The organism is Dactylosporangium maewongense, from assembly GCF_039531485.1.
Lineage (GTDB): Bacteria > Actinomycetota > Actinomycetes > Mycobacteriales > Micromonosporaceae > Dactylosporangium > Dactylosporangium maewongense.
The window spans coordinates 182,562-194,692 of sequence record NZ_BAAAQD010000008.1; the positions used below are offsets into that span (position 1 = coordinate 182,562).

A 12,131-nucleotide genomic window follows, 5' to 3' on the forward strand; every position below is an offset into this window, starting at 1 on the left:
CCGAATCCGACACGCTCTGCAGTATTCTCTCCCGCACCCCAGCGGGTTTATCGTCATCGCCGTGCGTCATTACGCCGCGTATGGCTCGAACCTGGACCCAGCCCGCATGCGGGCCTACTGTCCGTATTCGCCGATGATCGGCACCGGCTGGCTGGAAGGCTGGCGGCTGACGTTCGCCGGTGAGGATGTCCTCGGCTGGGAGGGCTCGGTCACCACGATCGTCGAGTCGCCCGGCGACCGGGTCTTCGTCGCGCTCTACGACGTCCACCCCAACGACGAGAAGCAGCTCGACGAGGTCGAGGGGCAGCTCGCCGGCACGTACCAGAAGCTGCACCTGCGGGTCGCCACGCTCGACGGCGACGCGACCGCGTGGGTGTACGTCTTCAACGGGTACGAGGGCGGCCTGCCGACCGCGTGGTATCTCGCGGAGATCGCCAACGCGGCCGCGAAGGCCGGCGCGCCCGCGGACTACCTCGAAGCGCTGCGGGCCCGCCCCACCAAGACCGCGATGCCCTAGCGCGGCTTACAGGAGGAGCGCCCGCTCGTAGACGTCCGCGGCGAAGACCACCCTCATGCCGACCCCGGTGTAGAGGTGGTAGGCGCCCGTCGGGTTGGTCAGGTCGACGCCGAGCCCGGCGGTGGCCCGCCCCTTCGCCGCGTAGGCCGCGAAGGCGGTGCGCAGCAGCGCGCCGCCGATGCCGGTCTTGCGGTGCCCGCGCAGCACGGCCAGGTTCTTGACCCAGCCCTCGCCGCGCTCGAGGGCCTGGTCGGCGGACTGGAGCACGCCCACGATCTCGCCGCCGGCGAGGGCCACGAACCACTCGTCCCAGCTGATCGACGGCAGGCTGTCGAGCGCCGTCCGCCAGTCCGCGTAGGCCGTCGGCTGGAAGTCGGGCGTGTCGGCGAACGCGGACTCGAGCACCTCGTGGAAGCGCGGCAGCTCGTCGGGGTGCACCGGCCGGATGTCGAACCCTTCGGGAGCCCGCTCGTCGCCGCTGAGCGGGCGGGTCATGCGCGCGTGGCGTTTGACGAACGAGAAGCCGTGCGCCTCCAGTACCGCCACCAGCGCCGTCTCCGAGGCGAGCGTCCCGGCGCGCAGCACACCCCGCTCGAAGCCGTTGCGGCTAGCGCGTTCGGCGGCCCGGACCAAGGCGAGCTCCAGCAGCGGGCCGTAGGCGGGCTCACCGCGGCCGGGCCAGCCGTAGAGCTCCACGTTGTCGCGCGGGCCGCGCTGCGGGTTGTCGACATAGGCCCAGGCGACCGGCTCGCCGTCGGGCCCGGCGGCGAGCCACGTGTCGACCGCGGGGTCCTCCGCGGGGGCCGTGAGCGTCTCCACGATCTCGTCCTCGGACCAGTCCGGCTCGCCGAGCGCGGCGATGTCGCCGGCGCGGGTGATCGCGAGGATCGCCGGCACGTCGCGCAGCGTGCAGCCGCGCACCGTCCAGCCGTCGAGTCCCGGCAATGTGGTCATACGGGTGTCGCCTCCCGGACGGTGGTCACCGCCGCGTCGAGCAGGTTGACCAGTTCGATGCGCTCCGTGGGTGCGAGCGCGCGGAACGCCTCGCCGGCGATCCGGTCGGTGAGGGCCTCGGCCCAGCTGCGGCGGCGCACCAGCGGCTCGAACGGCGGGAACGGCGGCTGCCAGCCGAACGCCGTCGCGCCCGGCTCGCCCTCCGGCCCGGCGATGATCGCCTCCAGGGGGCTCAGCCCGCTGGCGCGGATCGCGAGGAGGTGCGCCGCGCCGCGGTGCTCGCGCAGCAGGTGCGCCAGGACGGCGGCGCGGGCGCCGGGCGAGTCGTCGGGCAGCGGCATCGCCCGCCACGCCGCGAACAGCGGCATGCCCGCCGTCTCGGCGCTGACGACGACCCGCTCGGCGAGCTCGACCAGCTTCGGCAGCGCGTAGAAGCTCTCCAGGTGCTCGCGGCCCCACCGGCAGCACTCGTCGAGGTTGTCCGCGGCGATCTGCTCGGGCGGGGCGACCTTGCGGGCCGCGTCCCAGCCGTCCTGCACCGCGTCGGGCGCGATGAAGCCGAGCGCCGCGGCGACCGTGTCGGCCCGCACGTCGCCGAGGGCGCCGCCGCGTCCGGCGACGTAGAACGCCCAGCCGGTGAGCCCGATCTGCCGAGCCCGGCGCATGGTCTTGGGGTCGTCGCTGAAGGCGCCGCCCAGCATCAGGACGGCCTGCTTCGCCGCCGCTGCCGCCTGCTCGGGAGTCACCCGGCTCATTCTGCCCGCTCGGGTGGATCACAGAGTAGCCACTCGATCGTGGCGATGCGTCGGGTCGCGTTCAGGACAGGTCCGCGAGGGCGTCCTGTGCGAGTTTCACCCGCTTCTCGGCTGATTTGATGGCTTTCTCCGCGGCGGCGACCGCGCGCTCCGCCTCCGACTTCTCGGTCTCCGCGTCGGTCAGCTGCTGCAGCGCCGTCATCAGCTCGCGGCGGGCCTGCTTGACGACCCGGGCGTGCTCCTCCTCGGCGCGGCGCCGCTCCTCCTCCCGCCGCCGCGCCTCGGCGCGCTGCTCCCGGTCGTCCTGCGTCGGCGTGGACCGCTTCGCGGTGACGGTGCTCAGGCCGGGCTGCTCGTCGCCGCCCTGGACCAGTCGCAGCTGCGGTCGCGGGGTCTCCCCGAATCCGGTGTATTCGAGCGACTTCGTCAGCCTTCCCTCCTGTACCGACGCAGCGGCGGCCGCATCGGCGAGCGCTGCCGCGAGGGTGCCCTCCACCTCGGCCAGGGCCGTTTCGCCGCGGCCGGCGAGCTGCGCGGCCTGCTTGGCGAGGGCGCTGACGGTCGCCCGGCGGCGGGTGGACAGCTCGCGCAGCTCGGCGCCGCGCAGGTCACGCTGGGCCTCGCGGAGCTGCCCGCCCAGCTCCAGCAGCTCCTCGACCAGGTCGGGCCGCTCGTGGGCGAGCAGGTTGACCAGCCACGCGGCGACGGTCGGCTTGCGCAGCGCCCCGATCTCCTTCGCCAGGCGGGTGTCGCGCGCCTTGCGGGCCTTCGCGACCTCCTCGGACCGGATCGCGACGAAATCCTCCGGCGGCGCCGAGTACAGCCTGGCCACCGCGGCGGCGAGCGCATCGTCCACCATCCGATCGTAGGATCAGCGGATGCGCGCGGACGTCTATTTCTCCCTCGATGTCGAGGCCGACGGCCCGATCCCGGGTCCGTACTCGATGGTGAGCGTCGGCCTGGCCGTCGCCGGGCGGTCCGACGGGGAGTTCAGGGCCGCGGACCCGGCCGCCGAGACCTTCTACCGGGAGCTGCGCCCGATCAGCGACGACTTCGTCCCCGAGGCGCTCGCCGTGTCCGGCCTCGACCGGGCGGCGCTGCTGCGCGACGGCGCCGACCCGGCCGCGGCGATGGGCGAGCTCAGCGACTGGGTGACCCGCACGGCGGGCAAGGGGCGGCCGGTGATCGTGGCCTATCCGGCCGTGTTCGACTGGATGTTCCTCTACTGGTACCTGCTGCGCTTCACCGGCAGCAGCGTCTTCGGCCACTCCGGCTGCCTGGACATCAAGACGCTCTACGCGGTCCGCGCGGGCGTCCCGATCGGCGCGGCCGTGAAGAGCCGCATGCCGGCGCACCTGCTGTCGAAGCGCCGGCACACCCACCACGCGCTCGACGACGCGATCGAGCAGGCGGAGCTCTTCGCCAACCTCATGAACTGGGAGCCTTAGATCGACGTGCCGGGTTCCAGCCTGGTGTACCGGGTGCCGGACAGCCTCGTCATGTGCCCGGTGACCATCTGCTGACCGGCGTCCACGAGCAGGCTGTCGTGCAGCGCGTAGGCCCGCTCCGGCGCGACCGCCCGGGTGAAGTCGATCGCCTCGGCAAGCTTCAGCCACGGCGCCGACACCGGCACGAAGAGCGTCGCGATCCGCTCGTCGGGCACGTGGAACGCGTCGCCCGGGTGGTACAGCGGGCCGTCTGGGGTGTCGATCACGAAGCCGATGTTGGCGATCCGGGGGATGTCGGCGTGGATGACGGCGTGCCGCCCACCGTGCGCGCGGACCGTCATCCCGGCCGCGACGAACGTGTCACCCGGCTCGACCGCGTAGATGTCGGCGTCGAGGTCGCTCAGCTGCGCCTCGACGTCGGCGTGGGTGTGCACGGTCAGCTCGGGCCGCTTCAGGGCCCGCAGCGCGTCGATGTCGACGTGGTCCATGTGCTCGTGGGTGATGAGCACGGCGTCGGCGCCGTCGAGGGCCTCCGCCTCGGTGAAGACGCCCGGGTCGATCACCAGCACCCCGCCGTCGTGCTCGATCCGCAGGCAGGCATGGGTGAACTTGGTGATGAGCATCGGTCCGTCTCCCGTCGGTCTCCGTGCTTTGTCGTTGCTTCGCTGTGTCACAACCGTGACTGTCCGCCCGGGAACCGGAGCGGCGCCCGGCTGCGTCCCAGGGTGCAGTTCGATCCCTCCGATCGACCCTACCCAGGAGGCGTCATGTCAGTCAGGCGCACCAGACTGTTCCTCACGGCGGCAGGTGCCGCGCTGCTCGTCGCGGTGAGCGGCTGCGCGGCCGACAAGAGCGACTCCGCCAGCACGAGCTCGGCGGACCGCGCGGTCGCACCCGCGGCCGGCGGCATGGCGCAGGAGGGCGGCGGGCCCGGTGCCGGCCCCGCGAAGCAGCCCGTCCAGGACCCCAACGCCAACAAGGCCCCCGACAACATCGACGTCGAGGACCGTTCGATCATCTACGCCGGCACGATGACCGTCCGCGTCGACAACGTCGACGACGCGGCCGCGAAGGCGATCGCGCTCGCCACCGCGGCGGGCGGCTTCGTCGGCGGCGACAACCGGCGCAGCGACGACCGCCGCTCCACGGGCACGCTGGTCCTGCGCGTCCCGGCGCCGAAGTTCACCACGACGCTGGAGCAGCTCAAGGAGCTCGGCGACGAGGAGAGCCGCACCGTCAACGCGCAGGACGTGACCGACCAGGTCGTGGACGTCCAGGCGCGGCTGGACAACGCCTCGGCGAGCGTCGACCGCATCCGCGCGCTCCTGGCGAAGGCGACCACGATCGGCGAGATCACGTCGCTGGAGTCGGAGCTGTCGCGCCGCCTGTCCGACCTGGAGTCCCTGCAGGCCCGCAAGCGCAAGCTCGACGGGCTGACCGCGCTGTCCACCATCACGCTGCAGCTGCTCGGGCCCGAGGCGGCGATCACCCGCGACAAGGACGAGATCGGGATCGTGGCGGGCTTCAAGGAGGGCATGAAGGCGTTCCTGGCCTCGCTGCAGGTCGCGCTGACGGTGCTGGGCTGGCTGGCGCCGTGGGTCCTGCTGCTGGGGGTGCCGCTGTTCCTGCTGGTGCGGCTGGTCCGCCGGTTCCGTCCGAAGCGGCCGGCGCTCGCGCTCGCTCAGCAGGGTGGCCCGCTGCCGGGCTGGAGCCCGCCGGCGCCGGCCTTCCCGGTCGCGCCGCGGCCGGCGCCTGGGCCCGCCTCCGCCTCCGGGACGCCCGGTGGCGCGGTCGTGACGGGTCGTGGTCCGGTCTCCGCGCCGCCCGCCGCCGGTCCCGTGCCCGCGCCGCGCGCCGCCAGCCCTGTCACCGCGGCGCCGGCCGCCGGTCCTGATTCGGTGTCGCCCGCCGCCGGTCCCGTGTCCGGGCCGCCTGCGGCTGGTGCCTCCTCTGGCGCGGAGTCCGGGTCGCCGTCAGGGTCGCCGGTGCCGCCGTTCCCGGCGCTGTCGAAGCGGGACGAGGACGACCCGAAGGACAGCTGAACGTCCTTCGCCAGGTCTCAGGACGCGGACACCGGCGGGTTGGCGACCGTCGGTGTCTCGTCCGAGCCCTCCGACAGGACCGCGACGAGCCCGGTGACCGCGGCGCCGAAGGCGGGGCGCAGCTGGTAGCCGGAGTGGCCGTCGACCTTGGGGAACACCGTGTCACCCGCGGCGATGTCGAATCCCGGCGGGTCGGCCAGCCGCACATCCCGTGCGGTGGGCGACTGCACCGGGCCGCCGATCGGATCGGTGTCCCGCCAGAGGTTGACCCAACGGGGGCTGTGCTGACCCGCATCGAGGACGCCATCCTCCGCGCGGGCCAGCACCGCGCCGATCCGTCCCAGCACCGCGTCGTTGACGTAGGCGGGGAAGAACCTCGCGTACAGGCGGCGCAGCGGCGAACCGTAGGTCAGCAGCGTGGTCCTCGCCTGCGCCTCCGGGGGCAGCTGCAGGACGGTCGCGGCGGCCAGGACGCTGCCCTGGCTGTGCCCGGACAGGATGACCCCGCCCTGCTCGGCGGCGAGCCACCCGGCGCGGCGGGCGAGCTCCGGCACGACCCGCTCGGCGTAGCAGGGCGGCGCGAGGGGGTGCGCGGACCGGGGCCAGAACGTGCCGAGGTCCCAGAGCACGCCGACGATCCGGCGGAAGCGCTGATACCGGTACGCCAGCACACCGATGAACACGAGCGCGAACGCGGCCAGGCCGATGAGGTAGGTGCCCAGGTTGACGACGGCCGACATCACCTCGGCGGCCACGGACCCTGAGTCCGCGAGCCGGATCGGCCGCCGTCCGAGCAGCGCGAACCCGGTCGCGACGACCGCGGCCGCGGCGGTCGGGACGAACACCCAGACGAGCATGCGGCCGACGTGGTCGGTGACGAGGGCGTCGGCGACGGCGGTGTCGATGTGCCTCGCCCGCTCCGGGTCGCGCTGCCGCCCGCCGCGGAAGTCCGCGTCGGTGACGACACGGGCGTACCGGCGCAGGCGGCGCACCAGCGGCATACCCATGACCAGCCCGACGAGCACCGCCAGCACGAGCAGCAGGACGAAGCCGGCGGCGGCCCACTCGTACGCGGGCGGCGGCTCCAGCAGCAAGGGTGTCTCGGCGTAGTCGGCGGTGGTGGCGAGGGCGCGCCGGTTGAGCAGGTCGGCGACCCGGTAGGCCATGGCGGCCGCGAACGCGGCGGCGACACCGAGGCCGGTGCTCGCGATCAACGGCCCCGCGAGCCCCTGCAGGAACGTGCCCCGTGGCCGCGTCGCGAGGACGACCCCGCCGAGCACGAGCATGAGCAGGACCTGCACGGCGAAGAGCACGGTGACGGTGCCGCTGAACACCGGCATCCGGCCGCTCGCCTGCCACGGGTCGCGTCCGAGGCAGCTGTACGCGAGGACGAGGCCGGTCAGCACGACCGCGGCGTGGCTCATGACCCTGGTGAACGGCTTCGCCCAACGGGCGGGCGCGTCGCGGTGCACGACGGCGGTCAGGGTCACCGCGACGAACGCCGCCAGCAGGATCACCGCGGTCGCGGCGGCGAGGGCGTAGCCGGCCAGGTGCCGGTCGTGCGGCACGAGGACCCCGAGCAGCACCGCGTCGAGGGTGCCGAACGCGACCGCGATGTGCAGCGAACGGAGCCGGCCGACGAGGGGCCGGCCGTTCCAGAAGCACGGGTGGGCCAGCCCGTCGCCGTCGCCGTCGGTCGTGACCGGGAACGCCTCGTAGCGGGCCCAGGTGCGCCGGCCGAGAAACCACAGGAACGCGATCGCGAGGGCCGGGACCAGGGCGGTGACCGCGAGCCGGCGGCTGGTCGTCAGGTCGACGAGGACGGCCAGGTAGCCGCGGCCCTCCAGGCACCGGGCCTGGGCCGCGCACTGCCAGCCGACGAGGTCCATCGAGATCTCGATGAACGACAGCACGAACGACGCGGTCATGGTCAGCGCGAAGACGCGGGTCAGGGCGCGGATCGTCGCCCTGGCCCGGACGCCTACGTCGGGGCGCAGCCAGATGGCCACGTTGGCGAGCATGAACGGCAGCAGGAGCAGCCAGAGCGCGCGGGCGGCGGCGCCGGCGGTGAGGTTGCCCCAGCGGTACGCCTCCAGCGTCACGCCGCCCGGGCCGGTGACCGCGCCGTACTCCGCGCGGGGACGGAAGAACCCGGCCTCGGTGTCGCCCGCGACCCGCCGCAGCAGCGGCCTGTCGAGGACGTCCTCGGCCGGGGTACCGGTGACGCCGTGCACCCGCAATTCGGTGACCACGGCCTATGGCTACCGCTTGCGGGCCGCTGTGTCTAGAAGGCTCCCGCCCCGAGTGCGGCCAGTGCGGTGTGGACCATGACGCGGACGCCGTAGCCGATCGAGCGCTCGTCGACGTCGAACGCCGACTGGTGGATGTCGAACTTCTGGTCCGACCCCGGCACGCCGACGCCGAGACGGATCATCGAGCCGGGGACCTCGTCCAGGTAGAACGCGAAGTCCTCGCCGCCCATGCTGATCTCGGCCTCGACGACCCGGTCCGGGCCGAGGGCCGCGCCGGCGGCACCGGCGACGACCGCGGTGGCGAGCCGGTCGTTGACGACGGGCGGCACGCCGCGGGTGTACTTGACCTCGACGTCGGCGCCGGTGGGCGCGATGACGTCGTGGACGAGCTTGGTGACCAGCTCCGGCACGTCGCGCCAGGCGTCGCGGCTGAGCACGCGGATGGTGCCGCGGGCGACGCCCTCGATCGGGATCGCGTTGGCCGCCTCGCCGGCCCGCACGGCGCCCCACACCATGGAGACCCCGGCGCGGGCGTCGAGCTTGCGGTCCAGCAGCGACGGCACGTCGACGAGGATCCGGCCGAGCGCGTGGACGAGGTCGGCGGTCAGGTGCGGCCGGGCGGTGTGCCCGCCGCGGCCGGTGAGCCGGACCTCGATCTTGTCGGCGGCGGCGGTGAACGGCCCGGAGCGGACCCCGACCAGCCCGACCGGCAGCTGCGGCGCGCAGTGCAGCGCGTAGATCGCGGCGACGTCCTTCAGGCCGCCGGCGGCGATGACCTCGGGCGCGCCGCCCGGCATGGTCTCCTCGGCCGGCTGGAAGAGCAGCCGCACGCGGCCGGGCAGCTCGTCGCGCTCGGCGAGCTGCGCCAGGGCGAGGCCGACGCCGAGCAGGATCGTGGTGTGCACGTCGTGGCCGCAGGCGTGGCAGACGTTGTCGACGGTGGAGCGGTAGGGCACGTCCTTGGTGTCGGGCAGCGGCAGCGCGTCGAGGTCGGCGCGCAGCGCGATGACCCGGTCGCCATAGCCGATGTCGCACATGACGCCGTTGCCCTTGGGCAGCATGCGGGGCGAAAGACCGGCGCGGGTCAGCTCGCGGGCGACGAGGGCCGCCGTCTCGAACTCCTGGCCGGAGAGCTCCGGATGCGCGTGAATGTGACGTCGGACGGCTACGAGCTCGGCACCCCGGGAGGTGAGCCAGCGGTCGAGCTGACCGGGCAGCGGATCGGCCCCGGGTGGAGTCTCGGGCCAGGACGACGTCAACTTGCTGACCCGGGCCGCCGCGGCGGCTGGATCGGGCAGCGTCAGCGCTCTCGTCACGGTGAGTTCTCTATTTCGGTCTAAAGGAGCGGCCCGCCCCATGCGTGCCACGGACAGACTAACTGGGTCAAGGTGACGGAGCGCAACATCATTCTCGTGATGCTGGGATAGCTGAGCGTCACTTGATTGGAACTGGAGGCGTAAAGATGCTGGCCTCGTCGGAAGTGAGCGTTCCGCTTCAGCCAAGAACCCCTCACCTCCTACAACGGGTGACAGGCGCCACGGTCACGTGGTGTCGCGAGTAACTTTTCGCTTCGGTGCCGCGTCCAGCGTTGCCACAGATCAACGCACAGTGACGGAAGACGTCGCAGAGTGGCATGAACCAAGGGGCCGGCGCCGCACCGCGCGTCCGTCCAACCCCTCTGATCGGCAGGCGCACCCGAAAGTCCAGGGAAACGTAGTCCCCCGATGTTCCAGATGCGTTTCTGTCCCCTGCGTAGACGCTCCTCCGTCCCCTTCGGGTTCCCAGAATTCGAAGATTCAACCCAACCGTTTCAGTAGCGCGACATGATCAACACGGAGCGTTGCTCTCAGGTCACGGTCCGGTGAAGGGGAGGACCCCACCTTTCTTAACTGGCGAGCAGCACGCAAGATAGGGGGTGACCGCGGTCGTACAGCGAGAAAGTCATCTCCCCTCCATGACGACGGTTTACTGCCTGTGACTCAGCTCCCGACGTGGCACGGCGAGCCTCTGCCACCCACCGGCGCCCTGGCCTCCGCCGGAGCCGGGCGTGATCCTGCGCGCGGCCCCGAGCAGCGGGAGCCCCGCGAGCCTGGCTCCACGAGCATGCCCGTGCCCGGGCAGCGCGCCGCCCCGGGCGTGGTGATCGGTGGGCGCTATGCGCTGCGCACCGCCATCGGTCACGGCGGCATGGGCACCGTCTGGCGCGCCAGCGACACGGTGCTGCGCCGTGACGTGGCGGTCAAAGAGGTGATCCTGCCGCCCAACCTGGCACCCAGCGACCGCGACTCGATGTATCAGCGGACGCTGCGCGAGGCCCGCGCGGCGGCGGCGCTGTCGCACCCGGCCGTCGTCCAGGTGTATGACGTCGTCACCGAGGCCGGCCGCCCATGGATCGTCATGGAGCTGCTCCAGGCCCGCAGCCTCGCCGAGATGATCGTCGAGGACGGCCCCCTCGCCGCCCGTGCGGTCGCCAAGATCGGCATCGCGCTGCTCGGCGCGCTCGAGGTCGCCCACGCCGCCGGCGTGCTGCACCGCGACGTCAAGCCGGCCAACGTGCTCATCGCCGGCGACGGCCGCTGCGTGCTCACCGACTTCGGCGTGGCCCGCATGCCCACCGACAGCGAGCTGACCACGCCCGGCATGGTGCTCGGCTCGCCGCACTTCATCTCCCCCGAGCGGGCGATCGGTGCCAAGTTCGGCCCGCCGAGCGACCTGTTCTCCCTCGGCGTGACGCTGTACACGGCCGTCGAGGGCCGTCCGCCGTTCGACCGGCGCGACCCCTTCGAGACGATGCGCGCGGTCGTCGAGGAGCCACCGGCCCAGGCGGTCCGCGCCGGCCCGCTCGCCGGCGTGCTCTATGGCCTGCTGGAGAAGGATCCCGCCCGCCGGTGGAACGTGGAGACCGCCCGCGCGGTCCTGCGCGACCTGCTCGCGGGTCCCCTGGCCAGCAACGCGCCGGCCCACATGACCGACCCCTATGCGGTGGTCCGGCCCACGCACCAGCCGACGGTCGTGACCCCGCAGCACACCCCGACCGGCCAGATCGGCGGCCGGGCCATGATGGCTCCCGGCGAGACGGTCAGCGGCGCCCTGCGGCGCATGCACTCCGGCGGCGGCGCCCCCACCCAGGGCGGCGCGCAGCACGAGGCCGAGCTGGAGCGCACCGACGCCAGCCGCTTCGCGGCCTACCAGGACGGCCCGCTCGGCACGACCGACTGGACCCAGGCCCCCGCCGAGCCGCCCAAGCAGCCCGGCACCGACCTCAAGCGCATCGTCACCCAGGCACCGACCTGGGCGAAGATCACCGTCGCCGCGGGCGTCGTGCTCGTCCTGATCCTGGTGGTCTCGATGTCCGGGCTCTTCTCCGGCGGCGGCTCCGGCGACCAGACCGGCAAGGGTCCGACCACCGCGTCGAGCGGCCCGGCCAAGCCCCTGCTGGATGTCGAGGCCTTCTCCCACCCCGGCGGCATCACGGTCAACGTCCCGAAGGGCTGGACGCGGAAGGAGCTGGGCGCCGCGACCGCGCCCTACTTCGACATCACCGACCCGGCCGACCCCAACCGCCGCATCCGCGTCAACATCGAGAAGGCGTCCAACACGCCGCGCGCCTTCCTGCAGAGCGCGGAGAACCGGCTGAAGAACACCCCGGCCAGCTGCGCCGCGCCGTACAACCACGTCGACATGACCGACAACAAGCTCGACGGCCACGACGCGGCGGTCCTGGAGTACACCTGCGGCTCCGGCGACCAGCAACGCCACGCCCTGTGGAACGCCGTCGTCCTCGGCGGCAAGAGCTACCACTTCTTCGTGACCGTGCCCGAGGCCAAGTTCGCCGAGAGCAAGGTCATCTTCGACGAGATGGTCCACTCCTTCAAGCTGGCGGCCGCGTCCCCGGGCACCTCCACCGGCCAGTAACCGAAGCGGGCGCCGCCTCCACTTTCCCGGAGGCGGCCGCCCGGTCCGGCTCCCCTTCGCCCGCCCTTCCCGGCCGGGGCCAGCCGGGCGAGCTTCATCCTGATCTTCTTCCGCGGACCACGCGTGCCTCAGGAACCCGCACTTACCACGTGCACTTTCCGAGGGCTCGGGCATACCGCACACGCTTCTCCGAGGGCTCGGGCACGCCGCATGCGCTTCTCCGCCATGCGCGCTGGCCCGCCGGCCCC

General features: G+C 72.8%; 10 protein-coding genes. 4 read left to right on the forward strand and 6 right to left on the reverse strand.

Translation table 11 applies throughout. The features are described 5' to 3' along the window. The first annotated feature begins 61 nt into the window (after window positions 1-61). Window positions 62-517, forward strand: a complete 456-nt coding sequence (locus ABD332_RS21620) for a gamma-glutamylcyclotransferase family protein (RefSeq protein WP_344503816.1) — start codon at window positions 62-64, stop codon at window positions 515-517. Window positions 518-523: 6 nt separating this feature from the next. Here ABD332_RS21620 and ABD332_RS21625 read toward each other — a convergent pair whose 3' ends face one another. The 3 genes from ABD332_RS21625 to ABD332_RS21635 form a co-directional block, all read right to left on the reverse strand. Continuing rightward, on the reverse strand, window positions 524-1,471 hold the full coding sequence (locus tag ABD332_RS21625; protein WP_344503817.1) for a GNAT family N-acetyltransferase: 948 nt from the start codon (window positions 1,469-1,471) through the stop codon (window positions 524-526). Next, window positions 1,468-2,217, reverse strand: coding sequence for an SCO6745 family protein (locus ABD332_RS21630; RefSeq protein ID WP_344503818.1), 750 nt, complete (start codon window positions 2,215-2,217; stop codon window positions 1,468-1,470). The genes ABD332_RS21625 and ABD332_RS21630 overlap by 4 nt, the downstream gene beginning before the upstream one ends. A gap of 70 nt (window positions 2,218-2,287) precedes the next feature. Beyond that, the gene (locus tag ABD332_RS21635; RefSeq protein ID WP_344503819.1) at window positions 2,288-3,082 is read right to left on the reverse strand and encodes a TolC family protein; all 795 of its coding nucleotides are present in this window, start codon (window positions 3,080-3,082) and stop codon (window positions 2,288-2,290) included. A gap of 22 nt (window positions 3,083-3,104) precedes the next feature. On the opposite strand from ABD332_RS21635, the gene ABD332_RS21640 reads away from it, so the two are divergent. Further along, window positions 3,105-3,674, forward strand: coding sequence for a 3'-5' exonuclease (locus tag ABD332_RS21640; protein ID WP_344503820.1), 570 nt, complete (start codon window positions 3,105-3,107; stop codon window positions 3,672-3,674). Here ABD332_RS21640 and ABD332_RS21645 read toward each other — a convergent pair. Further along, entirely contained in the window at window positions 3,671-4,297 is a 627-nt protein-coding gene (locus tag ABD332_RS21645) for an MBL fold metallo-hydrolase (RefSeq protein ID WP_344503821.1), read from the reverse strand. The genes ABD332_RS21640 and ABD332_RS21645 overlap by 4 nt on opposite strands. 144 nt (window positions 4,298-4,441) lie before the next feature. On the opposite strand from ABD332_RS21645, the gene ABD332_RS21650 reads away from it, so the two are divergent. Then, window positions 4,442-5,716 (forward strand): DUF4349 domain-containing protein, encoded by a 1,275-nt coding sequence (locus ABD332_RS21650; protein ID WP_344503822.1) that lies wholly within the window; start codon window positions 4,442-4,444, stop codon window positions 5,714-5,716. Between the two features lie 17 nt (window positions 5,717-5,733). Here the strand turns inward: ABD332_RS21650 and ABD332_RS21655 are convergent, their stop codons facing one another. After that, window positions 5,734-7,968, reverse strand: coding sequence for a hypothetical protein (locus tag ABD332_RS21655; RefSeq protein WP_344503823.1), 2,235 nt, complete (start codon window positions 7,966-7,968; stop codon window positions 5,734-5,736). A gap of 32 nt (window positions 7,969-8,000) precedes the next feature. Further along, entirely contained in the window at window positions 8,001-9,284 is a 1,284-nt protein-coding gene (locus tag ABD332_RS21660; RefSeq protein ID WP_344503824.1) for an amidohydrolase, read from the reverse strand. Window positions 9,285-9,942: 658 nt separating this feature from the next. Here ABD332_RS21660 and ABD332_RS21665 point away from each other — a divergent pair. Beyond that, complete coding sequence (locus ABD332_RS21665; RefSeq protein WP_344503825.1) at window positions 9,943-11,883, forward strand: serine/threonine-protein kinase; 1,941 nt, start codon at window positions 9,943-9,945, stop codon at window positions 11,881-11,883. Window positions 11,884-12,131 lie beyond the last annotated feature (248 nt).